Source organism: Kitasatospora sp. NPDC004531, assembly GCF_053602195.1.
The window spans coordinates 17,005-43,834 of the sequence record NZ_JBSGDD010000005.1; the positions used below are offsets into that span (position 1 = coordinate 17,005).

The window sequence follows — 26,830 nt, forward strand, 5'->3', positions numbered from 1 at the left end:
GGCCTGGTGTGCCAGTGCCGGTAGTGCTGCTGGCAGTGGCTCGGCTCGGCGGCAGGAGGTGTGCCGTGGGCGGACGGGAGCAGTGTCCGCTTCGGCGGCGGGTGGGCGAGGCCGCATTGGGGCGGGGTCTGCATGTTCGGGTAGGCGGCCGGTCGGTGGGGCAGGTCGGTGTCCGCGCGGGGCTGCGTCGAGAGGTGGCGTTCCTCCGGTCGGGGTGGACCCATGTGGGGATGGTCGGGCAGGGGCGCGGGCCGCGGGTGACGCTGCTGGCGGCGTGATCCGACGGCGGGAGGCGGGGCGTAGGTGGACGGCCGGGGACGGGAACGCGGTGCACGGCGGTGCGACCGCGTCGACGGCGAACGGGCGGCGGGCGCTGAGTAACGGCGTTTCTCCTGTCGGGGCGGACCCGCGTGGAGGTGATCGACCTGGCACGGCAGGGACGCGGGCTTCGCATGCCGGCGTGGGGGCTCCTGCTGACAGCGGCTGGGCTCGGCGACGGGTGGTATGCCGTGGGCGGGCGGCTGCGGCGGGCGGGCAGCGGTGGGGGCGTGTCGGGTGCGCGGGCCTGGGTGCGCGTTCGACCTGTGCGGCGGAGCGGTGTCACCGGGACGGTGGCGTGCGGCCGGAGCGGCTGGGCGCGACAGGGGCACGGGCTTCCGTTGGCTGGGCGGGTGGGGGCTGCGGGTGGCACGACGCCAGGGCAGCCGGTGATCGGCGGCGGACCGCGGGCCGGGCTCGGGCGGCGAGTCGGGAGTCCGGAGTTGCGACCGCGCCGGCCGCCGGTAGCCACCGACGAGCCCGCCGGTGCGGTGAGCGGGTCGGGGCGGTGGGACGGATTCGGCAGGACAGTGGCCTGCGGGCGGGAGGAGCCGGCCGATGTGGTCGGCGGGGCGCGGCAGAGGCTCGGGGGGCTGGCGCTCGACTGAACGGAGTCTCGGCACCAGGCTGTTCCTGGACGGGAGTTCGCGCTGCGTGCGGCCGACTCCCGCAGCCATGGATGTGCCGGAGTCGGGCGGCCGACGTTTGGAGGCGGAGGCCTTGGACGGCAGGCAGACGGGGGCGGGGTCGGGCCTGCGTCGAGTTCGGGCCGAGCGAGCGGTGGACCGGCACTGTGGGGTGGTGTCGGCAGGGGCACGGCGTGCGGCCGATTGGAGTGCGCCGGTGCACCGGCGCTCATGCCGGGGCGCGGCGGGCGTCGGGTGCCTGCGCGGGTGGGGGCTGCGGGCGGCGTGGGGTCTGGCCGGCGGGCGAATTCCGTGCAGGTACTCGGCAGCAAACTGGGCGGCGAGCTCGGGAAGCCGCGGCAGGGGATGTCGCTGCGGCGACGGATCCGGGCGCAGCGGGCCGCGTCTGCCTGGACGGTAGGCGGGCGGGCGGGGCAGGCCGGGCTCGGCCGCGTGGAGACTCACCAATGGGCGCTTTCTGGAGAGGAGTTGGCGATGCGCGTGCCGGGCGCCGATGGCCACGGATGTGCCGGGCTCAGGCCGTCGAGGCGAGGAAGGAGGGACGTGCGTCGGCAGACCGACGGGGGTTGGGCCGCGCCGGTGTCGAGTTCGGGGCCCTGGGCTCGCGGCGAGGTGACGTGGCGGGTAGGTGGTGGCAGGGCTGCGGCGTGCGGGGGGCTGGGGTGCTCCGGTGCGCAGGTGTTCATCCCGGTGGGGCAGGAGCACAGGCTTCGGGTGCCTGGACGGACGGGCGCTGCCGACGGCAGGACGCCAGGCCGACAGGCAGCATTCGGCGGCGGACCTTGCGCCGAGCCCGGACAACCGACACGGGAACCGGCAGGCAAGCAGCGGTCGGCAGACAGGAGCGGGTCTGCGGCAGGGCACTGGACTCGCGACGAGACGGCGTATCAAGCCGGTGCCGGCAGAGGCACGGCCCGCGGCTGGTTGGCATGCGCCGATGCGAAAGCGCTCACCCAGAGGTGCAGTGGGCTTCAGGTGCCCGGACGGACGGGCGCTGCCGACGGCAGGGGGCCAGGACGACAGGCGGTGTCTGGGCGGGTGTGCGGCGGCGGGCCGTGTGCCGAGTTCGGACAACCGGCGCCGGGACGGTCAGACATGAAGCGGCCGGCAGACAGGAGCGGGTCTGCATCGGGGCGCTGGACTCACGACGCGACGACGTAGCAAGCCGGTGCTGGCAGAGGCACGGCGCTTGGACATCGGCCGGGCCGGGAGCGAGTGCTCGACGAGGAGCGCTGTGTCGAACTCGGGCAGCCGATGCGCGGAAGTGTGCCGGAGTTGGCCTGAGCGGACAGCGGGTCGGCGTGGTGGGACGGTGCCGGTGGAGAGGGGGCGTGCGGCGTTGGTGGCCGGCTCGGTGCGAAGGGGGCGCGGGCTTCGGGCGGTTGGGCGGCCGGCGATTGTCGGGCAGGTGCTCGACGGCAGGACTTGCACCGAGGTCGGGCGATCGGGGCAGGGAGCGGCGAGTTCGGTGTCGCGACCGCACCGACTTCGGGCGCGAAGGGACGCGTCTTTGAGGGCAGTCGGCGGGTCGGCGCGGCGGGTCGGAATCGGCCGGTCGGGGCTGGTGGATGCGTTCGGAGGGGCGTGGCATGGGGTCTCGGTAACGGGCTCCGCTCGTGGCGGAGTTGGCGATGCGTACGGCAGGACCGGGCAGCCACGGATGTGCCGAGGCCGGGCAGGCGATGCGGCCGCCGGCGTGAGCCTTGCGCCTGCGCGGCGGGCGGCGAGACGGCCGGGGCAGCGCGGCCGTGGGTGGACGAGGTCGGCGCTGTGGCCGGTGTGACTGCTTCGTGCGGCAGTGCCGGACACCGGTTGGATGTTCGTCCCAGCATGTCGGGCGCACCGCGTGGCGCGACGAGGGCAGTGCTCACGATTCCTCCCCGCAGGGGCAGTTGGACGGACGCCGCGTGGCCGTGGAGTGAGGGGTGGTGGGGTTCGGGGGTTCGGGTGGGGTTTTCGGTGTTGGGTCGATCGGTGATGGGAGTGGTTGTTGTGGGCGGTGTGTGGGTTTCGGTGGCCGGGGTGGAGTTTCCGGATCGGGTGGGGCGGGGGTTGCGGGAGGAGTGGGTGGCTCGGGGGTGGTGTCCGGGGCGGGGGTTGTACGAGTTGTTCGTGGAGCGGGTGGGGGTTGATGGGGGGCGGGTGGCTGTGGTGGATGACGGGGGTGAGGTGACGTTTGGCGAACTGGCGGGCCGGGTGCGGGGGTTGGCGGCGGGGTTGGCCGCGCGGGGGGTGGGGCCGGGGTCGGTGGTGGCGACGAAGGTGCCGGCGGATTGGCGGTCGGTGGCGGTGGATCTGGCGGTGGCGGCATTGGGGGCGGTGGTGTTGCCGTGCGTGCCGGGGCACGGGCGGCGGGATCTGTTGGCGCTGCTCGGGACGTCGCGGGCGGATGCGGTGGTGACGGTGCCGGAGTGGAAGGGGCTGGTGGACGGGTTGCGGCCCGAACTGCCGTGGCTGCGCGAGGTGGTGGTGCTGGGGGCGGAGCCGTGGCCGGAGCGGGCGGGGTGGGAGCCGGCGGTGGTGGATGCGGAGGCGCCGGCCCGGATTCTGGTGTCGTCGGGGTCGGAGGCCGCGCCGAAGTTGATCGCGTATTCGCACAACGCGCTGGCGGGGGGTCGGGGGCGGTACGTGGAGCGGGTGTTGCGGACGGTGGACGGGGCGCCGCCGCGGGTGTTGTTGCTGGTGCATCCGGCGACGGCGTACGGGTCGTTGGCGGTGGTGTCGTTGGTGCGGTGCGGGGCGACGGTGGTGCTGCGGGAGCGGTTCGAGGCGGTCGACGCGCTGGTGGCGGTGGGGCGGTGGCGGCCGACGCATCTGGCGGCGGTGCCGACGATGCTGCGGAGGTTGGCCGATCAACTGCCGGTGGAAGGTGAGGACTTGTCGTCCCTTCAGGTGGTGGTGTCGAGTTCGGCGATGCTGTCCGGGGCGGTGCTGGGGGCGGCGTTGCGGCGGTTCGGACGTCCGGTGGTGAATGTGTACGGCGCCAGCGACGGGATGAACTGCCATACCCGGTGGGAGAGTTCGGACGTCGATGTGCTGCGGGTGGGGCGGCCGGATCCGGCGGTGGCGGAGTTCCGGGTGTGCGGGGAGGACGGGCGTCCGGTGCCGGCGGGGGCGGCGGGCGAGTTGCAGGCGCGAGGGCCGATGAGTCCGCTGTGTCACGTCGGGGAACCGGAGTTGGATGCCCGGCTGCGGGTGGACGGGGGGTGGGTGCGGTCCGGCGATCGGGGGGTGCTGGAGGCGGACGGGTCGCTGCGGGTGGTGGCGCGGATCAAGCAGATGGTGAACCGGGGCGGGGTGTCGATCGGCCTGTCGGAGGTGGAGCGCCTGCTGGAGGGCCACCCGGGGCTGGTGGAGGCGGTGTGTGTGCCGGTGCCGGATCCGGATCTCGGGGAGCGGATGTGCGTCTGCGCGGTGCCGCGCGAGCCAGCAGGCGGGCTGGCGCTCGTCGAACTCACGGACTATCTGGGTCAGTTGTGCGGCCTGGAGAAGTACAAGTGGCCGGAGCGGCTGGTTCTGCTGGACCGGTTGCCGCTGGGCGCGTCGGGGAAGCCGGACCGGCTGGCGCTCACGGAGTTGGCCGCTGCGGCAACAGGCGCGCCGCAGGCGACAGTTGGGGTGGGTTGACGCCGCACGCGCACACCTGGGGCCCACCGCAGGTCTCGCGGTGGGCCCCGGGGGCGGGCAGCGGGTTCAGGCTGCGGGCACGGGTGCGGCGGCGAAGGACCGTACGGCGCTGGTGATGTGCTCGACCTGGGCGTCCGTCAGGTGGGGGTAGATCGGGATGGACAGGCATTGGCGGGCGGCGAGTTCGGCGTTCGGCCAGTGGCCTCCGGCGGGGGCGGCGGAGGCGAACGCGGGCTGGTGGGGCAGCGGGCGCGGGTAGTAGACGTGGCTGTCGACGCCGTGGGCGGCGAGGTGGTGCTTGAGCTGGTCGCGGTGTTCGGCGAGCAGTGAATAGACGTAGTAGCAGCGGCCGTTGGTGCCGGGCGGCGGCGGGGTGATGCCGTGCGGGGCGAGCGGGGTGAACTGTTCGGTGTAGTGGGCGGCGATCTCGGCGCGGCGGGCCAGGCGGCGGGCCAGGCCGGGGTGGCGGCGCAGCTGGAACGCGGCGAGGACTTCGTCGAAGCGGCTGTTCATGCCGATCAGGTGGTGCCGGAAGCGGTGCACGCCGTCCTGGCCGTGGTTGCGCAACATGCGTACCGTGCGGGCGAGTTCGGGATCATCGGTGACCACGACGCCGCCTTCGCCGGGGCCGCCGAAGGACTTCACCTGGACGAACGAGAACAGCCCGGCGTCGCCCCAGCTGCCGGCGGGCCGGCCGTCCAGGACGGCGCCCTGGGCGACGGCGGAGTCCTCGATCAGGCGGAGGCCGTGGCGGTCGGCGAGGGTGCGGAAGCGCGGCATGTCGGCCATCACGGAGAACATGTGGGCGGGCATCAGCGCCTTGGTGCGGGCGGTGATCAGGGCCTCGGCGGCGTCGGGGTCGATGACCAGGGTGCGCGGGTCGATGTCGGCGAACACCGGGGTGGCGCCGACGCCGAGGACGGTGTTGGCGAGCGGGGCGCAGCCGAACGCGGGGACGATCACCTCGTCGCCGGCGGTGATGCCCGTGGCACGCAGGATCAGGGTGAGCGCGGTGGTGCCGCTGCCGCAGGCGACGACGTCGGTGACGCCGAGCTCGGTGCGCAGCAACTCCTCGAAGCGGGCGGTCCGTTCGCCCAGGATGAAGCGCTGGGCGGGGTCGGTGGCGACCTCGTGGACGACGTCGAGCAGCAGGTCCCGGTCGTCCTCGAAGAGGTCGGGTGGGAAGAACGGGATCGGCGGGGGTGTGGCGGTGGTCATCGGTGCGTCACCGGTGCTTTCCGTGCTGGAAGCCGCGGACCAGGTCGGCGACCAGGTCCAGGTCGTGGTCGGCGAGGTCGGGGTAGAGCGGCAGCGCGAGGGCGCGCTCGCAGGCGGCCTCGGCGTGCGGGAACTCGCCGCGCCGGTGGCCGAGTTCGGCGAAGCAGGGCTGCAGGTGCAGGGGCGTCGGGTAGTAGGTCTCGGTCTGGACGCCGTGCCGGGCGAGGTGGGCGGCGAGTTCGTCGCGGTGGTCGGACTCGATCAGGTAGACGTACCAGACGGGGTTGGTGGCGGCCTTGCGCGGGACGACGGTGGGCAGGGTCAGGCCGGGGGTGCCGGTCAGGCGTTCGGTGTAGCGGGCGGCGAGGTCGGCCCGGCGGGCGATGTCCTGGTCGGCGCGGCCGAGTTTGGCGAGCAGGACGGCGGCCTGGATGTCGTCCATCTTGCTGTTGGTGCCGAGGAGTTCGGTGGGGCGGTTGATGGTGGGGAAGTCGTCGACGGTGGCGCCGGTGCGGCCGTGGTGGCGCATCGCGGCGACGGCGTCGGCGACGGCGGGGTCGTCGGTGAGGACGGCGCCGGCGTCGCCGATCGCACCGAGGGTCTTGGTGGGGAAGAACGACAGCACGCCGCCGGCGCCGTTCAGTCCGGCGTGGACACCGTCCCAGCGCATGCCGAAGGCCTCGGCGCTGTCCTCGACCACGGTCAGCCGGTGGCGGTCGGCGAACTCCAGCAGGGCGCCCAGGTCGGCCAGTTGGTGGAACAGGTGGACCGGCATGATCATGCGGGTGCGCTCGGTGCGGACGGCTTCCGCACTGGCCGGGTCGATGCTGTAGCTGTGCGGGTCGATGTCGGCGAAGACCGGGCGGCCGCCGGCCAGCACCACGGCGGTGGCGGAGGCGACGAAGGTGTAGGTCGGGACGATCACCTCGTCGCCGGGTCGCAGGCCGGCCGCCCGCAGCAGCAGGACCAGCGCGTCGGTGCCGCTGTTGACGCCGACGACGTGGCGGGCGCCCGTCCAGGCGGCGAGGGCGGTCTCGAGTTCGGCGACCTTGGGGCCGTGCGAGTACTTTCCCCGGTCCATCAGTTCGTCGAGGTGGCGGCGGGTGGTGGGCCAGAGGGATTCGAAGGACTTGGTCTGGTGGAAGAAGGAGACGCCGGAGGAGGCACCCATGGAACTCTCATCGGTTTGTGGGCGGTGGCGGACAGGTGGGGCGGGGGTCGGAACGGGTCGGGGCGCGAAACGGGGTCGGGCGGCAGTAGGGGGTCGGGGGACGACAGGGGTGCGGCGCGGCGGAGAAGTGGCGCGGGCGGGGAATTCCGGGCACGGCGAAACCAACGGGAAAGCGCTTTCCGAACCGCGTGATCGACTGCGCCGCACGCGACGGAACCCGCAGTCGGAAAGCGCTTTCCCCCCCGCCTCGGAACCGGTGGGCAAATACCGCCCGAGCGTCGACCCGGAAGCCGAAACGCACCCCGCTGAATCTATGCGGCCACCCTCGCCGTCCACCCCGGTCAAGCGGGGACTTCACTCGTTGGAGGGGCTTGCCAGGTAGGCGAGTTGACGTAATCGGCGGCCCTCGCGGAAGTGCTGGTTGAATACCCGGCGACGCGATCCCGCGACTCGGACGGAAGGACGGCTCGCCATGCCCAACGGACTCGGGACCTTACTCGTCGGAATGGGACGGGCGGGCAGCGGACTCCATCTGCCGGTGCTGCGCCGATTGCGCACCGCTCCCGACTCCGCGCACCTGTTCGCCCCCGCACAGATACTCGCGGTGGACCCGCACCGCCGCCCGGAGGCGGCGGCCGATCTGCGGCCCGTCAGCCTCGCGGACGCACCCCGGCTGGCCGACCCCGCCGACACCGTCGTCCACCTCTGCACCCCGCCGACCGAGCGGGTCGCCGCGCTGGACACCCTGGGCCGGCTCGGCTACCGGCGCATCCTGCTGGAGAAGCCGTTCGCCGCGGACGCGGCGGGGCTGGACGAGCTGCTCGCCCTGCGCGAGCGGCACGGGCTCGACCTGGTGGTGGTCGCCCAGTGGCTCGGCAGCCGGCTGACCGACCGGCTGCGCGCCGCGCTGGCGAGCGGCGGGTACGGTCCGCTGCGGACGATCCACGTGGTGCAGCGCAAGCCGCGGTTCTCCCGCTCGCTGGCCGGCGACGGCCACCCCACCGCGTTCGACGTCGAACTGCCGCACTCGCTCGGCCTCTGCCTCTCGCTGGCCGGTCCGGGCCGGGTCACCGGCGCGGGCGGCACCGACATGGTGGTCGGCGGGCGGGTCCTCCCCCGGCTCGGCACCGCCTGGCTCAACCTCCAGCACGACAGCGGCGCCTGGACCAGGATCCGCTCCGACCTCACCTCCCCCGTCCGGGAGCGCCGGGTCACCCTGGAGCTCGCCCACGGCACCCTGATCGGCCACTTCCCCGGCAGCGAGGCCGACGCCTACGCCCGGCTCACCGTCATCGACCACGACGGCGAGCGCACCGAGCTGCTCCACGACGACTCGCTGAGCACCTTCCTGCACCGCGTCTACGCCTACTTCGCGGCGGGCGGCGCGGCCGGCGGCGCCCGCCACCCGCACCCCGACCTGGCGGTCAACTCCCAGGTGGTGCGGCTGCTCGACCAGGCCAAGACGATCGCCGCGCAGGCCCGCGAGGCCCAGCTCCGTGAGGCCCGGGCCCATGAAGCCCAGGCCCAGGACGCGCAGCGCCGTGCGGCGGCCGCCCGATGACTGCCGCCGCGCCGCACGCCGCCGCACCGCACGCCGCCGACCCCGCCGCCGGTGCGCCGCTCCCCCACCCGCCCGCCGCCCCGACGATCGGCTTCGGCGGCATCGGCGACGAGGCCGCCCCGGACCTGCCGGGACAGCTCGCCGCGCTGGGCGAACTCGGCTGGTGCGAGCTGGAGTTGAGAACCGTCGACGGCAGCTGGATCGCCGACCTGCCGCTCGACCGGGTGGCCCGGATCGCCGAGACGCTCGCCGCCCGGGGCGTCCGGGTGACCGGCCTGGCCTCCCGGATCGGCAACTGGGCCGGCCGGATCACCGACGGCTTCGACCGCGACCTCGCCGAGCTGCACGCCCTCGCCGCCCGCGCCGCACTGCTCGGCGCCGCCCGGATCCGGGTCATGTCCTACCCCAACGCCGGCCTGGCGGAGCCGGATTGGCGCGCCCGGGTGCTGGAACGCCTGGCCCGTCTCGCGGAGCTGGCCGGCCGGCACGGCCTGACCCTGCTGCACGAGAACTGCAGCGGCTGGGCCGGCGCCTCGGCCGAGCGCCAGCTCGACCTGGTCGCCACGGTCGACAGCCCGGCGCTGCGCCTGCTGTTCGACGCCGGCAACGGGGTCGCGCACGGCTACGACGCCTTCCTGATGCTCCGTCAGATTGCCGACCACGTCGAGCACGTGCACATCAAGGACGCGGTGGGCGGCGGCGACAGCACCGAGTACGTGCTGCCGGGCGAGGGGGCCGCGCGGCTCGCGGAGAGCCTGAGGTTCCTGGTGGACCGGGGCTGGAGCGGCAGCTGGTCGCTGGAGCCCCACCTCGCCACCCGCCCGCACCTGGGGCTGGCGGCGGACGGCACCGCCGCGAGCGGGTTCGTCGCCGCCGGACGGGCGTTGAGCACGCTGGTGGAGCGCGAGGTCCTGCCGTCGGCGGCCGGCTGGCGTGCGGTGCCGGGCGGTCTGGCGCATCCGGGCGGCGGTGCCGCGTGAGCGGCGACACCGCAGCTGCCCGGAGCCTGCCGGAGGCCCGACTCCTGGACGCCGAAAGCGAGTTGCTGCTTGACCTGCTGCGCCTGCCGACCGCCGGCCCGCTGGAGACCGGTCCGGGCGCGCCGCCCCCGCAGCTGCCCGAGGCGCTCACGGTGTACGCGGGGGCGGCGAAGGCGGTCGGCCTGGCCGAGGTGTACCGCGGGGCGCCCGGGGCGTCGGAACTCGACCGCCCGGACGTGCCGTTGACCGTGCGCCAACGGGCCTGCGAGGAAGGGTTCCTGGCGTCCCAGCCGAGCCTGGTGCTGCGGCTCGGACCGGAGCTGCCCCGGGAGGCCACGGTGATGTTCAACGTGCACCTGGACACGGTGGCGGGCCTGGAGCCGGTCGGGTTCGACGGGCGGCGCTTCACGGGGCGGGGCGCGATCGACGCGAAGGGCCCGGCGGTGGCCCTGCTGGCGGGGATCCGGGCGGCGGTCGCGGCGGAGCCCGCCGTGGGCGGCTCGGTCGGGGTGCTGGTGCAGGCCGTGTCGGGCGAGGAGGGCGGCGCGCTGGGCGTGTTCGGCACCCGCCCGCTGGTGGAGGCCGGGTACGTGGGGGCGCTCAACGTGTTCTGCGAGCCGACCGGCCTGCGGTACCTGCCCCGCGCCACGGCGGCCGCGACCGCCAGGCTGCGGGTCCGCGGCGAGGACGCCATCGACGACTGCCCGGGCGAGGGCCACAACGCGACCGTCCTGCTCGGCTTTCTCGCCCAGTACCTGGCACGGGAGTTGGGCGGCTCGCCGGCACCGCGTGATCCGGTGTGCGTGGCGGGCCTGAGCACCGGGCCGCTGCACAACCGGGTGTACGGCAGCGGCGAGCTGCTGCTCAACCTCCCCTACCGGGACGCCCGTTCGGGCCGTCGCGCGGAGCAGGCCGTGCGGGCCGCGGTCGATGCCGGACTGGCCGCGTTCCGGCGGGAGTTCGCGGGCCTGCCGGATTTCGCCCGGACGGCCGGGGACTGCGCGCGGATCACCCGCCTCGACTGGCTCAAGCGCGGTCTGCCCGTCCTGGACAACCGGCATCCCGCGTTCGAGGAGCTGCTCGCGCGACAGGCGGGCATCCCCCGATTCCCGGACCACGAACCGGCGTTCACCTGCGACGCGATCTGGACGGCGGGCCTGCCGGACGCGTTCACCGTGGTGCTCGGGCCGGGCGACCTGGGCGCCAACCGGGCGCACGCGGTGGGCGAGTTCGCCGAGCTCGCCCAACTCGACGGCTTCGCCTCGGCGGTGGCGCGCCTGCTGGTGGCGTTCGCGCGCCGCGAGGCCCACCGAGAGACCCGCTGAGCCGTCGGCCCGCGGCGTCAACTCCGGCTTTTCATCCACTACTTGCACACCAGGAGGCTGTTGCCCATGACCACGCTGGCGTCCTCGCCGAGTATCGCTGCCCGCACCGTCCGCGTCCCGTACGCGGAGCTGCTGCGGTTCGCCACCGAGGTGTTCGTCGCGCACCGACTGCCGCCCGACCGGGCCGCGTCGGCGGCGGAGGCGTTGTGCTACGGGGACGCGGCGGGGATGGACTCGCACGGGCTGGTGAACCTCGCCCGGCTGTACCTGCCGCTGCTGGCGGAGGGCCGGGCCGATCCGCTGGCCGAGCCGGCGGTGCTGGCCGACCGGGGGGCGGCGGTGCTGGTCGACGCGGGCAACGCGCTCGGGCTCTGGCAGGCGGGCGCGGCCATGGAGTTGGCGGCACAGCGGGCGGAGCGCTTCGGCATCGGGCTGGTGTCGGTGCGGCGGGCGACGCACTTCGGGTGCGCCGGGCACCACGCGGCACGGGTGACCGGGCGCGGCATGGTCGGCCTGCTGGCGTCGAACTGCGGGCGGCAGCGGATCGCCCGTCCGCCGGGCGGCGCGGTCGCGCTGCTCGGCACCAATCCGTGGAGTGTCGCCGCGCCCGCGGGCGCTGAACTGCCGCCGTACGTCCTCGACATGAGTACGACGGCGGTGCCGACGGGGCGGGTGCGGGCGGCGGCGCGGGCGGGGCGGGCGATCCCGGAGGGCTGGCTGGCCGACGAGGACGGGCGGCCGGTGACGGACCCGGCGGCGTTCGACCGGGGCGAGGCGCATCTGCTCTGGCTGGGCTCCGGCTCGGGCGCCGAGTTCAAGGGGTTCGGGCTGGGGCTGATGGTGGAGGTGCTGGCGGCGCTGCTGCCGGGCGCGGGCCTCGGCCCGGAGCCGGCGGCGCTGGACGGCGACGGCGGCCCGACCGGCCGGGACGACGACATCGGCCTGTTCGCGCTGGCGATCGCCCCGGCGGCGCTCCGCGACCCCGGCCAAGTCGCCTCCGACGCAAGCACGTTGTTCTCCACGGTACTGGCCTGCCCGCCCGCCGCCGGGACGACCGGGCCGGTCGCCTACCCGGGCTGGCACGAGGCCCGGCGGACCGCCGAGGCGCACCGCGACGGCGTGCCGCTGGCGGCCCCGCTGCTGGTCGAACTCGCCGCTGTGGCCGCCAGGTTCGGCATCCGCCCGGTGGAGGTGGGGGCGTGAGCGGCCTGCGGGTGGGAGTGGTCGGTCTCGGGGTGATCTCGCGGTTCTACTTGGCCGCGCTGGAGCAGGTCCCGGGCGTGCGGCTGGCGGCGGTCTGCGACCGGAACGCCGAGCTGCTGGGCGGGTTCGGGGGCCGGGTGGGCGCCTTCACGGACCACCGGGCGATGCTGGCGGCGGGCGGGCTGAACGCCGTGGTGGTGACCGTCCCGAACGACCTGCACCTGCCGGTCTGCCGGGACGCGCTGCGGGCGGGCCTGCCGGTGTGCGTGGAGAAGCCGTTGGCGCTGCGGGCGTCGGAGGGCGCGGAGTTGGCGGCGCTGGCCGCGCAGCGGCGGGTGCCGCTGTTCACGGCGTTCCACCGGCGGTACAACGCGGCGGTGCGGGAGCTGCGCCGCGCGCTGGAGGGGGCGGCGCCGGTGCGGTCGGTGACGGCCCGGTACTTCGAGCGGATCGAGGAGCATGTCGGCCGGGACCGCTGGTACTTGGACCCGGAGCGCTGCGGCGGCGGGTGCGTCGCCGACAACGGCCCGAACGCGTACGACCTGCTGCGGCTGCTGGCCGGGCCGATGGCCGTGGACGCGGCGGAGGTGGTGCGCGACGCGAGCGGGGTGGACCGGTACGCGGTGCTGCAGCTGTCGGGGGCGGGCGGGGTGCGCGGCCGGATCGAGCTGGACTGGTCGTACCCAGGTGAACTGAAGGACGTGGCAGTGGAGTTGGCGGACGGGACGGTGCTGCGGGCGGACCTGCTGGCCGGGCACGACGGGTTCAAGCAGTCACTGTGGCACGAGTACGTCGGCATCGTCACCGAGTTCGCCGCCCTGCTGGCGGGCGGCGAGCCGGCCGGCGACCCGGGCGGCGGGTCGGCCGGCGGCCGGGGCCCGGACGGGGTGGACGCGCTGCACGTGGTCGAGGCGGCGTACCGGGCTGAGCGGGCGGGGGTGCGCGGATGATCCGGCAGCGTGACGGCAGGGCCCAACTGCCGTGCCCGGTACGGGAGAACGGGCCGAAGCGGACGGTCACCGGCACGCTGGTGAAGGTGCTGCTGCACAGCCGGACGGATCGCGGGATGAGCCTGGAGCCGTTCGCCAGCCGGTGCGTGCGGGCCGGCGAGGTGCACGAGCTGGTGACCACCGACCAGCGGGACACGGCGGCGGGTGCCCGGATCGACCGGGTGGGGTTCCTCGGCTTCGCGGAGATCGCGGCGGCCGGGGTGCTGGACCGGGGCGACGAGGTGTACGTCGGCGAGCACCGGGTGGGGACGGTGCTGGGCTTCGACGCCTGCCACTTCCCCAACCACTACAACGTGCTGATCGCGGCCGATCATCTGCTGACCGGCGAGAAGCTGGACCTGCGACCGGAGTTGCCGGTGCGGTTCGTCCCGGCGGACGCGGGGCCCTGAGCGGCTGCGGGACGCTGAGCGGCTGCGGGGCCCTGACGGCGGGGCCCTGCACCGCTGCGAGCCCTGACGGGCGCGGCGCTGGGCGGCGGCGGGGCCCTGTGTGGTCTGCGGGGCCCGAGCAGCGGCCGCCGGGGCCCGACCGCACGACGAGGGCCCGGAACGAGGGGCGCCTGTCCCCGTTCCGGGCCCGAACACGTCAGGCCGTCAGCGCGGCCTCGCGGCAGGGCTCAGCGGCCCAGCAGCGGAACGTCGATGTCGCCCAGGTGGTAGGCGCGGACGGCGCTGACCAGCTCGTCGACGGACAGCTGGCCGTCGCCGTTGGTGTCGATCTGGGCGAAGGCCTCCAGGGGCTGCACGTCCTGGACGCCGATGGCGTCCAGCCAGGTCTTGAACTCGGCCGGGTTGACCTGGCCGTCGCCGTCCACGTCGACCAGCTCGACCATGGCCTGGATGGTCGGCTTGACGACGCGGGCGAAGCCGGCGCCGCCGTTCTCCAGGATGTGCTCCTCGGCGATGTGGTTGAACTGCTCGGGGGTGAGCGCGCCGGCCTGCTCGTCGATGCCGGCCTTGTCGGCGAAGAAGCTCCACATGCCGAGGTAGGCCTCGGTCAGCTGGCGGCCCGCCGGGGAGGCCGGGACCTCGCCGAAGGCCTGCAGGATGCGCTGGGCCTCGGCGTCCCAGTCGGCCCGGTCGATCTGGCCGTCGCCGTTCACGTCCCAGAGGTCGAAGCGCTTCTGGGCACGGTCGAGCTGCACGGAAGTGGTCATCTCGGGTTTCTCCAGGTGAGTCTGGTGCGGGCGGCGGCGGCCGGTCCGGGGACAGGCCGACGAGATGCCGCCCGCCGGGGTTCGCAGATTCGAAGAGTGGCCATCACACAATCGGTGCGGTCAGCCACGGAACGTCACACTACCGGCGTGACGCACTCCGGTTCGCCGGGGCGCGGCCAACCGGGTGACATACTGCGCGAATTGACTGATCGTCAGGCCGTCGCCCGTTGAACTCCAAGGCCTCAGCCACGATTTGGGGACACGGTCAACGGTTTCTCGGTCCGTCTCCCGAGTGGGTGATCGCGGCCCGGTCCGTCCGCCACGGGCCCTCCCCGGGCCCGTAGCCTCGGGGCCGTGACCGACACTTCCGCCACCGACACTTCCGCCATCGAGGCCTCCGCGACCGCGACCCCCGGTTCCGAGGCTCTCCCCCCGCTTCCGCTGGTCGACCTCGCCCCGCAGGCGTTCGCCGCCGTGCACGCCCTGCACGCCGCCGTCGAGCAGGAGGCGGCGGCCGCCGGACTGGAGCCGCTGCTGCTGGAACTGGTGCGGCTGCGCTGCTCCCAGCTGAACGGCTGCACGTACTGCGTGGACCTGCACACGGCGGCCGCCCGGAAGGCCGGCGAGTCCGAGGAGCGGCTGGAGCGGCTGGCGGCCTGGCGGGAGTCCGACGGGCTGTTCACGCCCCGCGAGCACGCCGCGCTTGCCCTGGCCGAGGCCGTCACCCGCCTCCCCGACCACGCGGAGCGCACCCGGGCCCGGCGCGCGGCCCGCACCGTGCTGTCCGACCCGGAAGCGGCGTTTGTCGCCTGGGCCGCCACGGTGGTGAACGCGTACAACCGGATCGCGGTCACCTCCCGCCCGGTGCCGGCGACGGCCGGGGCCTGATCGCCGCGGCGACGGAGCGGTACCCGGACCACGGGGACGTCGTGCCCGGCGGGCCGAAGGAGATCGGCGACGGCCGCGCCTACCGTTTCAACGGTGACTGGTCGAGGACGCCCCGAGGGTGAGCCCGCGCGCCCGGCGGGTTCGCCGGGCGGCGGCCGGTGCGGCAGGCTGGAGGGATGGTGACGGCATTCGACGGCGCGGGGGCGTCCGGCTTCGTGGCGGCGTTGGCGGCCGGGCCGGTGGTTCTCGACGGCGGCCTCTCGGCTCAACTCGCCGTGCAGGGCTGTGACTTGTCGGACGCGCTGTGGTCGGCGCGGCTGCTGCTGGACGATCCCGGGCAGCTGGTCGCCGCGCACCGCGCGTTCTTCGCGGCCGGGGCGCGGGTGGCCACCACGGCGAGCTACCAGGCGAGCCGGGCGGGTTTCGCGGGGCGCGGCGTGGGAGCGGCCACGGCGGACCGGCTGCTGGCGCTGAGCGTGGAGTTGGCGCGGCAGGCCGCCGAGGAGGCGTCGGCGGAGCTGGGCGACGGTCGGGCGCGCTGGGTGGCGGCCTCGGTGGGCCCGTACGGGGCGGTGCTGGCCGACGGCTCCGAGTACCGCGGCCACTACGGCCTGTCCGCCGCCGAGTTGGCCGCGTTCCACCGTCCGCGGCTGGAGACGCTGGCGGCGGCCGGTCCGGACGTGCTGGCGGTGGAGACGGTGCCGGATCTGCTGGAGGTGTCCGTCCTCGCCGACTGCGTACGGGAGTTGGGCCTCCCGGCCTGGTTCTCGCTGGGCGCGGCGGACGGCCTGACCCGGGGCGGGGAGCCGCTGTCGGAGGCGTTCGCGGTGCTGGCGGACGTGCCGGAGGTGGTGGCGGTGGGCGTCAACTGCTGTGCGCCGTCGGAGGTTTCGTCGGCGGTGTCGCTGGCGGTGGCGCGGACGGGCCGCCCGGCGGTCGCCTACCCGAACAGCGGCGAGGACTGGGACGCGACGGCCCGCGACTGGATCGGCCCGGCCGCGTTCGACCCCGCCGATGCGCCGGACTGGATCGCGGCGGGCGCCCGGTTGATCGGCGGCTGCTGCCGGGTGGACGCCGACCGCATCGCGGAGCTGGCGGCGGCGGTCGCGGGGTGCGCCGCCGACTGACCGGCGGGGTGTGGTGCGGCTCACGTGGAACCCGGGTGCCCGCGGGTGGCGGAGACAGGTATGGATCCAGGATTTCGGGCCCGAATACGGGCGGGGGACGAGGGCGCCTTCGGGGTGCTGTTCCGGGAGCACGGCAGGGCGGTGTACAACCACTGTTTCCGGTTGACCGGGGACTGGTCGGGGGCGGAGGACTGCGCCTCGCTGGTGTTCCTGGAGGCGTGGCGGCTGCGCGGGAAGGCCGAGCCGACCGGCGGGAGCCTGCTGCCGTGGCTGCTGGGGATCGCGACGTTCGTGGTGCACCGCCGTCGCCGGGTAGCGCGGCGGCACCGCGCGCTGATGGAGCGGATGCCCGAGCCGGGGCTGCTGCCCGACTTCGCGGACGAGCTGGTCGGACGGCTGGAGGACCAGGAGCGCATCGCGGCGGTGCGGGAGGTGCTCGACCGGCTCTCCCGTTCCGACCGGGAGGTGCTGGCGCTGTGCGTGTGGGCGGGGCTGGACTACGCGGCGGCCGCGCACGCGCTGGGGGTGCCGGTGGGCACCGTCCGTTCGCGGCTGTCGCGGGCCCGCCGCCGGTTGGACCGGCTCGCGCAGAAAAATCTCGACCTGAGGGTGGAACCGCCGGCCGCAGGACGGCAGCTGACAGATGACCGCACCGATGCGGTCGGGCCGAAGAAGGGGAACGCGTGATGACCGGGTACCAGGACGACGACCTGCGGACGCTGCGTCGGCTGCTGCCGGTGCCCGCCGACCGCGACTTTCCCGCCGGCCGCGAGCACCAGCGTGAGGACCATCTGATGAACAGCTTGCTGAACCTGTCCCGCCGCGACGAGGAGCGGCGGGAGGCGGGCGCGAAGCGCCGGCGTCTCGGCGTGCGGATCGCGCTGCCGGCCGGCGTGGTCGCCGCCGCGGCCGGTGTCGTGCTGGCCGCGCTGCCGGCCCAGTCGGCGGCCGCGTACACCCTGCAGAGCGCCGGCGACGGCACGGTGAAGCTCACCGTCGTCAACCCGGCGGGGAAGATCGACCTCGCCAAGGTGCAGCGCGAGCTCGACCGGCTCGGCGTCCGGGCCCGCGTCTACGCCGGCGATCCCGACTGCCAGGCCCCGGCGCCGCTGCCGTCCACCCCGGCCAGTCCCGCGCCCGGGGGCGCGCCGTCTCCCGAGGCGAGCCAGGCGCCGAGCCTGGAGCCGAGCCTGGAGCCGAACTCCTCGTCCCAGCCCGACGGCCTGAGCTGGACCCTCGGCCGGGAGCACGGCAAGCTCGTGCTGATCCTCAACCCGGCCCGGATCCCGGCGGACAAGCTGGTGCAGATCGTCTTCCCGCTGGCGAAGACCGACGCGTCCCACGGCGCCGCCGTCATCATGGGCGGCCTGGTCGACCCCCCGGGCCCGGACTGCGCCCCCGCGCTGCCGGCCGGCTCCGTGGCGATCCACGACCCGCAGCAGCAGTAGCCGTGACGCGGCCGGGGGCGGCAGCCCGTCGCCCCCGGCCGCACCACCGCATGCCGTTCCGGCCCGGGGCGGGGAGGATGGGGCAGGCAGTGGACGGAGAGGGGTCGTGGTGCGGACGGTCGGGCTGGTGAACGGTCTCGGGGCGCGCTGGGGACGGGAGTTGGCGTTCGAGCGCGGGCAGGTCTGGACGGCGGTGGGGGTGTGGCCGCTGCTGGCGATGCTGGCGGCGGGGGCGGACGGTCCGGTGCGGGCCGAGTTGGAGCGGGCGCTGGAGACCCCGGCCGAGCAGGCCCCGGCGGCGGCCCGGGAGTTGCTGGACCTGCTCCGGCGGACGCGGGGCTGCGCGGCGGCGCTCGGGCTGTGGACGGCGCAGCACGTGGAGGTGGAGCCCGCCTGGGTGCGGCAGCTGGGTGCCTCGCTGTGGGGGCGGTTGACGGGTGATCCGGCGCAGGACCGGACGGTGCTGGACAGGTGGGCCGCGGAGCAGACCGGTGGCCTGCTGCGGCGGATGCCGGTGGACCCGGCGGCGGCCGAGCTGGTGCTGGCCTCGGCGGTGACGGTGCGGACCCGCTGGGCGGCGCCGTTCCGGCCGGGCCGCTTCGAGGTGGCCGAAGGCCCTTGGGCGGGGCGGGAGTTCGAGAAGCTGGAGCGGTCCGGGCCGGAGCTGTTCGAGCGGATCGCGGTGGCGGAGACCTCGGCGGGCCGGGTGACGGAGGTCCGGGTGGTCGGGGACGGCGAGGTGGACGTCCACCTGGTGCTGGGCGGGAGCGGCGTGGCGCCGGGTGCGGTGGTGGCGGCCGGGTTCGAGCTGGTGTCGGGCGGGGTGCGGCGGCTGCCGGTGGCCGGCCGGGCGGACGGGGAGCCGTGGCCGGGGCTGGAGTTGCGCACGGTGGAGGCGGCGTCCCCGCAGGATGTCGGCGAGCTGCTGACCGGAGGTTTCCTCGTCCGGTCGGAGCACGACCTGCTGCGGAGCGCGGAGCTGTTCGGCCTGCGGGCGGCCGCGCGGGACGGCGACTGGTTCCGGGGCATCGGGCGGAGTCTGCCGTTGAAGGTGTCGCAGGCCCGGCAGGTGGCGATGGCGGAGTTCTCGGCGGAGGGCTTCGAGGCGGGTGCGGTGACGGCGGTGGTGATGACCCGGGCCGCCGCGATGGCGCCGATCCGCCGGTTCCGGGTGCGGCAGGCGACGGCGCGCTTCGACCGGCCGTTCGCGTTCCTGGCGGTGCACCGCCCTTCCGGCCTGGTGCTGATGGCGGGCTGGGCGGCGGAGCCGGCCGTGCAGGCCTGAGCCCGCACCGTCCGTACCGAACCGGGCGTGCGGAGCCGGGCGTGCGGGGCGGGCCCCGGCGGGGTAGTACGGTCGGAGCACGGTAGGTGGGGTCGGCATGGCCGACCGTTGTTCTGTGGAGGTGGGCCGGTGTCCGGTGCGATCCAGTCGCTGTCGCGGGCGGCCGCGATCCTGCGCCTGTTGGCGGGCGGGGAGCGGCGGCTCGGCCTGTCGGAGGTGGCGACGGGGCTGGGGCTGGCGAAGGGCACGGCGCACGGCATCCTGCGCACGCTGCAGCAGGAGGGGTTCGTCGAGCAGGACCCGGACAGCGGCAAGTACCAGTTGGGCGCGGAGCTGCTGCGGCTCGGTCAGAGCTACCTGGACGTGCACGAGCTGCGGGCCCGGGCGCTGGTGTGGGCGGACGACCTGGCGCGGGCGGCCGGCGAGACGGTGTACCTGGGGGTGCTGCACCAGCGGGGCGTGCTGGTGGTGCACCACGTGTTCCGGCCGGACGATTCGCGGCAGGTGCTGGAGGTCGGGTCGATGCAGCCGCTGCACGCGACGGCGCTGGGCAAGGTGCTGCTGGCCTACGACCCGGTGGCGCGCGGCGAGTTGGGCGACGGGCCGTGGGAGGCGTTCACGCCGCGCACGGTGACGGAGCCGGCCGCGCTGGACGCGCAGTGCGCGCTGGTGCGCGAGCGGGGCTGGGCGGACGCGGTGGAGGAGACCTGGGAGGGCGTGGCGTCGGTGGCGGCGCTGATCCAGGACCGGCGGCGCAACCCGGTGGGCGCGGTGTGCGTGAGCGGCGCGGTGGAGACGGTGTGCGAGGGCGGGGCGGTGCGGCCGCAGCTGGTCGCCTCGGTGCGGACGGCGGCGCGGGCGATCTCGCGGGACCTCGGGGCGCACCGGTTCTGAGGGGCCCCGCACTCGGGCGTCCCGGCCGGCCCACGCGCGGGCGCGGCGGGTGGTTCCCGTGGGCAGCGGGTGATCGTTCGGGGGCGGTGGGTGGCACCCGGCGCGTCGCACGTCACAACGCCTTGACGTCGGGCGTCCGGCTGCGGTTGGCTTCCAAACGTCGGTCGACATTGTCGAACGACGGCTGGAGGGTCCGGGCGTGCCGCGCCGCTCGCGTGGTTTGCCGGACCCGGGCGCACGGGGACTGACGAAGAGTCAGCCCCGCTCCCCCGTTGACGTCCGCCCGTCCCCGAGCCGAGCCGAGGAACCGCATGACTGCCAGCTACATCGCCGCGATCGACCAGGGCACCACGTCCAGCCGGTGCATCCTGTTCGGCGCGGACGGCCGGATCGTCGCCGTGGAGCAGCAGGAGCACGCGCAGATCTTTCCGCAGCCGGGCTGGGTGGAGCACGACGCGGCGGAGATCTGGACGCGGGTGCAGGCGGTGGTGCGGGGCGCGCTGGAGAAGGCGGGGCTGACCCGGGAGGACATCCGGGCGGTCGGCATCACCAACCAGCGCGAGACCACGGTGCTGTGGGACCGGCACACCGGTGAGCCGGTGCACCACGCGATCGTCTGGCAGGACACCCGCACCGAGGCGCTCTGCCGGGAGTTGGGCCGCAATGTCGGCCAGGACCGGTTCCGCCGGGAGACGGGGCTGCCGCTGGCCAGCTACTTCGCGGGGCCGAAGATCCGCTGGCTGCTGGACAACGTCGAGGGCCTGCGCGAGCGCGCCGAGGCCGGGGACATCCTGTTCGGCACCATGGACACCTGGGTGATCTGGAACCTGACCGGCGGCGTGCACGGCGGCCGGCACGTCACGGACGTCACCAACGCCTCCCGCACGCTGCTGATGAACCTGCACACGCTGGAGTGGGACGAGCGGATCGCCGAGTCGATCGGCGTGCCGCTCGCGATGCTGCCGCAGATCCGCTCCTCCGCCGAGGTGTACGGCGAGGCGGTGGGCGTGCTGGCGGGCGTGCCGGTGGCGGCGGCGCTCGGCGACCAGCAGGCGGCGCTGTTCGGGCAGACCTGCTTCGACGTGGGCGAGGCGAAGTCGACGTACGGCACCGGCACGTTCCTGCTGCTGAACACCGGCGAGCGGATCGTCAACTCGTACCACGGGCTGCTCACCACGGTCGGCTACCGGATCGGCGAGCAGCCGCCGGTGTACGCGCTGGAGGGGTCGATCGCGGTCACCGGTTCGCTGGTGCAGTGGCTGCGCGACCAGCTCGGCATCATTTCGACGGCGGCCGAGATCGAGACCCTGGCGGGCACCGTCGAGGACAACGGCGGCGCGTACTTCGTGCCCGCGTTCTCCGGCCTGTTCGCCCCGTACTGGCGTTCCGACGCGCGCGGTGTGATCACCGGCCTGACCAGGTACGTCACCAAGGGGCACCTGGCGCGGGCGGTGCTGGAGGCGACCGCCTGGCAGACCCGCGAGGTGGTGGACGCGATGCAGAAGGACTCCGGCGTCACGCTGACCGCGCTGAAGGTCGACGGCGGCATGACGTCCAACAACCTGCTGATGCAGAACATCGCGGACGTGCTGGACGTCCCGGTGGAGCGCCCGTACGTCGCGGAGACCACCGCGCTCGGCGCGGCCTACGCGGCGGGCCTGGCGGTCGGCTTCTGGGACGGGCTGGAGACCCTGCGCGCCAACTGGCACCGGGCCGCCGAGTGGACGCCCCGGATGGACGGCGCGACCCGCGAACGCGAGCACCGCAACTGGCTGAAAGCGGTGGAGCGCACCATGGGCTGGATCGAGCAGGACGACGAGCAGCCGCAGCTCTGACGCAGCGTCGGAGACCCTTCACCGAAAGGAGACGCGGACCGGCCGCGAACCGGGCCCGCCGCACACACCATGGCAAGCATCCCGACCCTGGGCGCCGAACGCGCCGCCGGCCGTGTCGCCTCCCGCGCCGCCACCCGCGAGCTGCTCGGCCGGGCCCGCTACGACCTGCTGGTGATCGGCGGCGGCATCCTCGGCACCGCCACCGCCTGGACGGCCGCCCAGGCGGGGCTGAAGGTGGCCATGGTGGACGCGGGGGACTTCGCGAACGCCACCTCCTCCGCGTCCTCGAAGCTGGTCCACGGCGGGCTGCGCTACCTGCAGACCGGCGCGGTCAAGCTGGTCGCCGAGAACCACAAGGAGCGCCGGGCGCTGGCCACCGACGTGGCCCCGCACCTGGTCAATCCGCTGACCTTCTTCGTCCCCGTCTACGAGGGCGGCCCGCACTCGGCGCCCAAGCTCGGCGCGGGCGTGTTCCTGTACTCGGCGCTGTCGGCGTTCCGCGACGGCCTGGGCCGGGTGGTCTCCCCCCGCCAGGCGGCCCGCGCGGTGCCGGGGCTGCGCACCGAGGGCCTGCGGCGGGTCGCGGTGTACGGCGACCACCAGATGAACGACGCCCGGATGGCCGTGATGACGGTGCGGGCGGCGGTGGACGCGGGCGCGGTGGTGCTCAACCACGCCGAGGTGACGGGGCTGCGCTTCACCCGCGGCCGGGTGACCGGCGCGGAGGTCCGCGACCGCCTGGACGGCGCCGAGTTCGGCATCGACGCGCGCCTGGTGCTGAACGCCACCGGCCCGTGGGTGGACCACCTGCGGCGGATGGAGTTCGCGGGCGCGGAGCCGTCGATCCGGCTGTCGAAGGGCGCGCACGTGGTGCTGCGCCGGCAGGCGCCGTGGCGGGCCGCGCTGACCATTCCGATCGACCAGTACCGGGTGTCCTTCGCCATCCCGTGGGAGGACCACGTCCTGCTGGGCACCACCGACGAGGAGTACACCGGCGACCCGCTGGACGTGCGCCCGACCGACGCGGACATCGACCAGATCCTGTCCGAGGCCGGGCACGCGGTGCGCGAGGAGCACCTGCGGCGCGAGGACATCACCTACGCCTTCGCGGGCCTGCGGGTGCTGCCGGGCGGGCCGGGGGCGACGGCGGCGGCCAAGCGGGAGACGGTGGTCACCGAGGGCCGGGCCGGGATGCTGTCGGTCGCGGGCGGCAAGTGGACCACCTACCGGCACATCGGCCGGGTGGTGCTGGAGAAGCTGAAGCACGCGCGCGGCGTGGGCCTGGCCGAGGACGTCTCGCCCTTCCCGGCGACGGTGCCGCTGCCGGGCATCGGCGCGCCGCAGGCCGTCGCGCACCGCCTGCTGATGGACCGCGAGCCGGGCTCCCGGATGGACCCGCTGGTGGCCCGCCACCTGGCCACCCACTACGGCACGCTGTCCTTCGGGATCGCCCGCCTGATCGCCGAGCGCCCGGAGCTCGGCGCGCGGGTGCACCCGGACGGGCCGGACGTGTGGGCGCAGGTGGTGTACGCGGCCGAGCAGGAGTGGGCGTACACGGTGGACGACGTGCTGCGGCGGCGCACCACGTTGACGGTGCGCGGGCTGGACACCGAGGAGGTCCGCAGGCGGACGGCGGAGCTGCTGGCGCGCTGACGTCCGGGTACGACGACGCCCTCCGACCGTGAGAAGCGGGATCCGGAGGGCGTCGCGGTCTTGTGGGGCGCCGCTAGATGATCAGGCTGAGCGGCAGGATCAGGGCGATCGCGACCACCGAGATCACCGTCTCCATCACCGACCAGGACTTCAGCGTCTGGCCGACGCTCATCCCGAAGTACTCCTTCACCAGCCAGAACCCGGCGTCGTTGACGTGCGACAGGAACAGCGACCCGGCGCCGATGGCGAGCACCAGCAGCGCGGCGTGGGTGGTGGACATGTCGGCGGCCAGCGGGCCGACGATGCCGGCGGCGGTGATGGTGGCGACGGTGGCGGAGCCGGTGGCCAGGCGGATCAGCACGGCGATCAGCCAGCCGAGCAGCAGCGCGGAGATGTGCCACTTGCCGGACCACTCGCTGACGGCGTTGCCGACGCCGACGTCGATCAGGGTCTGCTTGAAGCCGCCGCCCGCGCCGACGATGAAGACGATGCCGGCGATCGGGCCGAGCGAGTTGCCGACCGTCGCGGAGATCCTGCCCTTGTCGAACCCGGCGGCCTTGCCGAGGGTGACCATGGCGAGCAGGGTCGCGGCGAGCAGCGCGATCAGCGGGGAGCCGATGAAGTCGAAGAACCGCTGGACGCCGGCCTTCGGGTCGTCGATCACCACGTCGGCGAGGGCCTTGCCGAGCATCAGCACGACCGGCAGCAGGATGGTGATCAGGACGGCGCCGAAGCGCGGGGTCTTCTCGCGCTGCACGGTGTCGGCGGGCGCGGTGTCGGCGGGGATCTCCAGCGGGCCGACCCAGCGCTGGGCGATGCGGGAGAACAGCGGGCCGGCCACGATCAGGGTGGGGACGGCGATCAGCAGGCCGAGCGCGAGGGTGACGCCGAGGTCGGCCTTGAGGGCGTCGACGGCGACCAGCGGGCCCGGGTGCGGCGGGACCAGGCCGTGCAGCACGGACAGGCCGGCCAGCGCGGGGATGCCGATCCGCATCAGCGGGACGTTGCCGCGGCGGGCGACCAGCAGCACGATCGGGATCAGCAGCACCACGCCGACCTCGAAGAACAGCGGCAGGCCGAGCACGGCGGCGATCAGCGCCATCGCCCAGGGCAGCATCTTCGGGCCGGTCCGGGCCAGCACCGTGTCCGCGATGATGTTGGCGCCGCCGGAGTCGGCGAGCAGCTTGCCGAGCATCGCGCCGAGGCCGATCAGCAGGCCGACGGAGGCGACGGTGGAGCCGAAGCCGGTGGAGAAGCTGCTGAGCAGCTTGTCGAAGGGCGCGCCGGCGACGGCGGCGAGCAGGCCCGAGCCGAGGGTGAGCGCCAGGAACGGGTGCAGCTTGAACCGGGTGATCAGCAGGACGATCGCGCCGATGCTGAGCAGCACGGCGACCAGCAGTTGGCCGTTGCTGTCCGTGTGGGGGAGCGCCGGCGCGGCGGCGGCCAGCAGGGTGGGGGTCACGGAAGTCTCCATTGACGGGCCGTCGCCGCCCGGGTGTCCGGGGCGAGGTGGCGGCGGGTGTGACGGGGGTGGGGGCCTACTTGGGCAGGTCGGCGACGGCGCGTTCGACGAGGGTGTCGGGGTCGGCGTCGACGTCCAGCACGGCGCCGCTCTCGTCCGCCTGGAGCGGTTCGAGGGTGGCGTACTGGGAGTCCAGCAGCGAGGGCGGCATGAAGTGGCCGGTGCGGTGGGCGATCCGGTCTCCGACCAGGTCGTGGCTGCCGGTCAGGTGCAGGAAGAACGCCTCGGGGCAGGCGTCCCGCAGGATGTCGCGGTAGCTGCGCTTGAGGGCGGAGCAGGTGACGACGCCGCCGGTGCCGGCCTCGGCCCGTTCGCCGAGCCAGGCGCCGAGGGCGCGCAGCCAGGGTTCGCGGTCCTGGTCGTCCAGCGGTATCCCGGCGCTCATCTTGGCGATGTTGGCGGCGGGGTGGAAGTCGTCGGCCTCGGCGTAGGGGAGGCCGAGGCGGTGGGCCAGCAGTCGGGCGACGGTGGTCTTCCCGACTCCTGAGACGCCCATCACCACGATGACGGGCGGCTGCTGGTTCTCGACGCTGAGAGCCATGGTGGTGCTCCTGTCCTTGCCTGGTCACGGGCAAAGTAGACCCAAAGGTATGACTTATTCAAGCCGCCGAAACCCAATCGTCATACTTATCCTTCCCGGTTCTGCATCGCCGCAGGTGGGAGCCCTGCGCGGGGCGGTGTGACCTCGCCGATAGGCTGGCGGAATGGAGATCCAGGGCCTGCCCGGCCGACTGCTTGCCCACCTCGGCCCGGCGATCGCCTCCGGCGAACTGCCCGCGGGCACCGTGCTGCGCGCCGAGGAGCTGGAGGCGCAGCACGGGGTGTCCCGCACGGTGGTGCGGGAGGCGGTGCGCATCCTGGAGTCCATGCGGATGGTCGAACCGCGCCGCCGGGTCGGCATCACCGTGCGGCCGCGCGGCGACTGGGACGTCTTCGACCCCCTGGTCATCCGCTGGCGGCTGGCCGGCGCGGACCGCTCCGCGCAGCTGCGCTCCCTCGGCTCGCTGCGGGTCGCGGTGGAACCGGCCGCCGCCGCGCTCGCCGCCCGCCACGCCAGCGACGACGACCGCCGCGAACTCAGCGCGCTGGCCGTCGAGTTGACCGTCACCGCGCGGGCCGCGGACCTGGAGTCCTTCCTCGCCCACGACATCGCCTTCCACGCGGCGGTGCTGCGCGCCTCCGGCAACGAGATGTTCGCGCACCTCAAGGACACCGTCGGCGCGGTCCTCACCGGCCGCACCGAGCACCGCCTGATGCCGCACCGCCCCCGCGAGTACGCCGTCCAACTGCACCGGGACGTCGCCGAGGCCATCTGCGCGGGCGACCCCGGACTCGCCGAGCAGGCGATGCGCACCATCGTGGTCGGCGCCCTGGAGGAACTCGACGCCACCCTCGGCGGCTGACCTCCCGGCGGCCCTCTTGCCGGGCCGAATACGATCGGTTCCAGGGGGTTGACGGCCCGTCGCGGTGCGACACGCCCGGTTTGAGTGGAATTCAGCCGGGCAGGGGCATATCTTCACCCCCGTGGGGGCATCCTGGGGTCCGACAGGGGGTGGGCGATGGCGCGTCGTCGGCGCAACCGGCTGCCGGACGAGGTGCGCGCCGCCGCCGTCCGTGCGGGCCTGGCGTTCGCGTTCACCGTGGTCACGGTCATCGTCGCCGTGCTGGCCTCCTGGTCGCACACCAGCCTGATCGTGCCCGCGCTGGCGATGATGGCGATGGGCGTCTTCGTCCTGGTGTGGTGCCTGATAGACGTCGTGGTCTCCCGCCAGGTCGCCGCCTCGCGCCGGCGGGCGCCCAACTCCATAGGCCCGCTGGACGGTTCGCGGGAGCGCACCCGCCGCCCGAACGCCCGGCCCTCGCCCCACCGGGGCTGACCGGCCGGCGGCGCGTCGGGCCCCGAGGGGCGTGCGGCGGCCCGGCCGCGCCGGGCTCGGCGGCCCGTCCCCGAGGTCGACCGGA

At 74.5% G+C, this 26,830-nt stretch carries 22 protein-coding genes; 17 read left to right on the forward strand and 5 right to left on the reverse strand.

Annotation, left to right across the window (positions count from 1 at the left end):
• Positions 1-3,062 precede the first annotated feature (3,062 nt).
• The gene (locus tag ACWEMJ_RS03830) at positions 3,063-4,592 is read left to right on the forward strand and encodes a class I adenylate-forming enzyme family protein (RefSeq protein ID WP_452135331.1); all 1,530 of its coding nucleotides are present in this window, start codon (positions 3,063-3,065) and stop codon (positions 4,590-4,592) included.
• A 66-nt stretch (positions 4,593-4,658) separates the two neighbouring features.
• Here ACWEMJ_RS03830 and ACWEMJ_RS03835 read toward each other — a convergent pair whose 3' ends face one another.
• Both ACWEMJ_RS03835 and ACWEMJ_RS03840 read right to left on the reverse strand, forming a co-directional pair.
• Positions 4,659-5,810, reverse strand: a complete 1,152-nt coding sequence (locus ACWEMJ_RS03835; protein ID WP_452135332.1) for a DegT/DnrJ/EryC1/StrS family aminotransferase — start codon at positions 5,808-5,810, stop codon at positions 4,659-4,661.
• A gap of 7 nt (positions 5,811-5,817) precedes the next feature.
• Positions 5,818-6,981: a DegT/DnrJ/EryC1/StrS family aminotransferase gene (locus tag ACWEMJ_RS03840; RefSeq protein WP_452135333.1), complete on the reverse strand. Its 1,164-nt coding sequence runs from the start codon at positions 6,979-6,981 to the stop codon at positions 5,818-5,820.
• Between the two features lie 538 nt (positions 6,982-7,519).
• On the opposite strand from ACWEMJ_RS03840, the gene ACWEMJ_RS03845 reads away from it, so the two are divergent.
• The 6 genes from ACWEMJ_RS03845 (at position 7,520) to ACWEMJ_RS03870 (ending at position 13,449) form a co-directional block, all read left to right on the forward strand.
• Positions 7,520-8,542 (forward strand): hypothetical protein, encoded by a 1,023-nt coding sequence (locus tag ACWEMJ_RS03845; RefSeq protein ID WP_452135334.1) that lies wholly within the window; start codon positions 7,520-7,522, stop codon positions 8,540-8,542.
• A complete protein-coding gene (locus ACWEMJ_RS03850) occupies positions 8,539-9,522 on the forward strand; it encodes a sugar phosphate isomerase/epimerase family protein (protein WP_452135335.1) in 984 nt (327 codons plus the stop codon). Before ACWEMJ_RS03845 ends, ACWEMJ_RS03850 begins: the two co-directional genes overlap by 4 nt.
• Positions 9,519-10,847, forward strand: coding sequence for a M20/M25/M40 family metallo-hydrolase (locus ACWEMJ_RS03855; protein ID WP_452135336.1), 1,329 nt, complete (start codon positions 9,519-9,521; stop codon positions 10,845-10,847). The genes ACWEMJ_RS03850 and ACWEMJ_RS03855 overlap by 4 nt, the downstream gene beginning before the upstream one ends.
• Before the next feature lie 66 nt (positions 10,848-10,913).
• Complete coding sequence (locus ACWEMJ_RS03860) at positions 10,914-12,050, forward strand: Ldh family oxidoreductase (protein ID WP_452135337.1); 1,137 nt, start codon at positions 10,914-10,916, stop codon at positions 12,048-12,050.
• On the forward strand, positions 12,047-13,000 hold the full coding sequence (locus ACWEMJ_RS03865; protein WP_452135338.1) for a Gfo/Idh/MocA family protein: 954 nt from the start codon (positions 12,047-12,049) through the stop codon (positions 12,998-13,000). The genes ACWEMJ_RS03860 and ACWEMJ_RS03865 overlap by 4 nt, the downstream gene beginning before the upstream one ends.
• The gene (locus ACWEMJ_RS03870) at positions 12,997-13,449 is read left to right on the forward strand and encodes a DUF6917 domain-containing protein (RefSeq protein ID WP_452135339.1); all 453 of its coding nucleotides are present in this window, start codon (positions 12,997-12,999) and stop codon (positions 13,447-13,449) included. The genes ACWEMJ_RS03865 and ACWEMJ_RS03870 overlap by 4 nt, the downstream gene beginning before the upstream one ends.
• 227 nt (positions 13,450-13,676) lie before the next feature.
• On the opposite strand, the gene ACWEMJ_RS03875 is transcribed toward ACWEMJ_RS03870, so the two are convergent.
• On the reverse strand, positions 13,677-14,216 hold the full coding sequence (locus tag ACWEMJ_RS03875; RefSeq protein WP_452135340.1) for an EF-hand domain-containing protein: 540 nt from the start codon (positions 14,214-14,216) through the stop codon (positions 13,677-13,679).
• Between the two features lie 354 nt (positions 14,217-14,570).
• On the opposite strand from ACWEMJ_RS03875, the gene ACWEMJ_RS03880 reads away from it, so the two are divergent.
• From ACWEMJ_RS03880 to ACWEMJ_RS03915, 8 genes are all read left to right on the forward strand, one after another.
• Positions 14,571-15,104, forward strand: coding sequence for a carboxymuconolactone decarboxylase family protein (locus ACWEMJ_RS03880; RefSeq protein WP_452135341.1), 534 nt, complete (start codon positions 14,571-14,573; stop codon positions 15,102-15,104).
• A gap of 176 nt (positions 15,105-15,280) precedes the next feature.
• Complete coding sequence (mmuM, locus tag ACWEMJ_RS03885) at positions 15,281-16,231, forward strand: homocysteine S-methyltransferase (RefSeq protein WP_452135342.1); 951 nt, start codon at positions 15,281-15,283, stop codon at positions 16,229-16,231.
• Positions 16,232-16,291: 60 nt separating this feature from the next.
• On the forward strand, positions 16,292-16,918 hold the full coding sequence (locus ACWEMJ_RS03890) for an RNA polymerase sigma factor (protein ID WP_452135343.1): 627 nt from the start codon (positions 16,292-16,294) through the stop codon (positions 16,916-16,918).
• Entirely contained in the window at positions 16,918-17,679 is a 762-nt protein-coding gene (locus tag ACWEMJ_RS03895; RefSeq protein WP_452135344.1) for a hypothetical protein, read from the forward strand. The genes ACWEMJ_RS03890 and ACWEMJ_RS03895 overlap by 1 nt, the downstream gene beginning before the upstream one ends.
• A 106-nt stretch (positions 17,680-17,785) precedes the next feature.
• Positions 17,786-18,964 (forward strand): serpin family protein, encoded by a 1,179-nt coding sequence (locus ACWEMJ_RS03900; RefSeq protein ID WP_452135345.1) that lies wholly within the window; start codon positions 17,786-17,788, stop codon positions 18,962-18,964.
• Positions 18,965-19,093: 129 nt separating this feature from the next.
• Entirely contained in the window at positions 19,094-19,858 is a 765-nt protein-coding gene (locus ACWEMJ_RS03905; RefSeq protein ID WP_452135346.1) for an IclR family transcriptional regulator, read from the forward strand.
• A 311-nt stretch (positions 19,859-20,169) separates the two neighbouring features.
• Positions 20,170-21,693, forward strand: coding sequence for a glycerol kinase GlpK (glpK, locus tag ACWEMJ_RS03910; RefSeq protein ID WP_452135347.1), 1,524 nt, complete (start codon positions 20,170-20,172; stop codon positions 21,691-21,693).
• 69 nt (positions 21,694-21,762) lie between these two features.
• A complete protein-coding gene (locus ACWEMJ_RS03915) occupies positions 21,763-23,346 on the forward strand; it encodes a glycerol-3-phosphate dehydrogenase/oxidase (protein ID WP_452135348.1) in 1,584 nt (527 codons plus the stop codon).
• A gap of 73 nt (positions 23,347-23,419) precedes the next feature.
• On the opposite strand, the gene ACWEMJ_RS03920 is transcribed toward ACWEMJ_RS03915, so the two are convergent.
• Both ACWEMJ_RS03920 and ACWEMJ_RS03925 read right to left on the reverse strand, forming a co-directional pair.
• A complete protein-coding gene (locus ACWEMJ_RS03920) occupies positions 23,420-24,820 on the reverse strand; it encodes a GntT/GntP/DsdX family permease (protein ID WP_452135349.1) in 1,401 nt (466 codons plus the stop codon).
• Between the two features lie 64 nt (positions 24,821-24,884).
• A complete protein-coding gene (locus ACWEMJ_RS03925) occupies positions 24,885-25,409 on the reverse strand; it encodes a gluconokinase (RefSeq protein ID WP_452135350.1) in 525 nt (174 codons plus the stop codon).
• A 163-nt stretch (positions 25,410-25,572) separates the two neighbouring features.
• On the opposite strand from ACWEMJ_RS03925, the gene ACWEMJ_RS03930 reads away from it, so the two are divergent.
• Complete coding sequence (locus tag ACWEMJ_RS03930; RefSeq protein WP_452135351.1) at positions 25,573-26,271, forward strand: FadR/GntR family transcriptional regulator; 699 nt, start codon at positions 25,573-25,575, stop codon at positions 26,269-26,271.
• 156 nt (positions 26,272-26,427) lie between these two features.
• Positions 26,428-26,745, forward strand: a complete 318-nt coding sequence (locus ACWEMJ_RS03935) for a hypothetical protein (RefSeq protein WP_452135352.1) — start codon at positions 26,428-26,430, stop codon at positions 26,743-26,745.
• Positions 26,746-26,830: the final 85 nt, after the last annotated feature.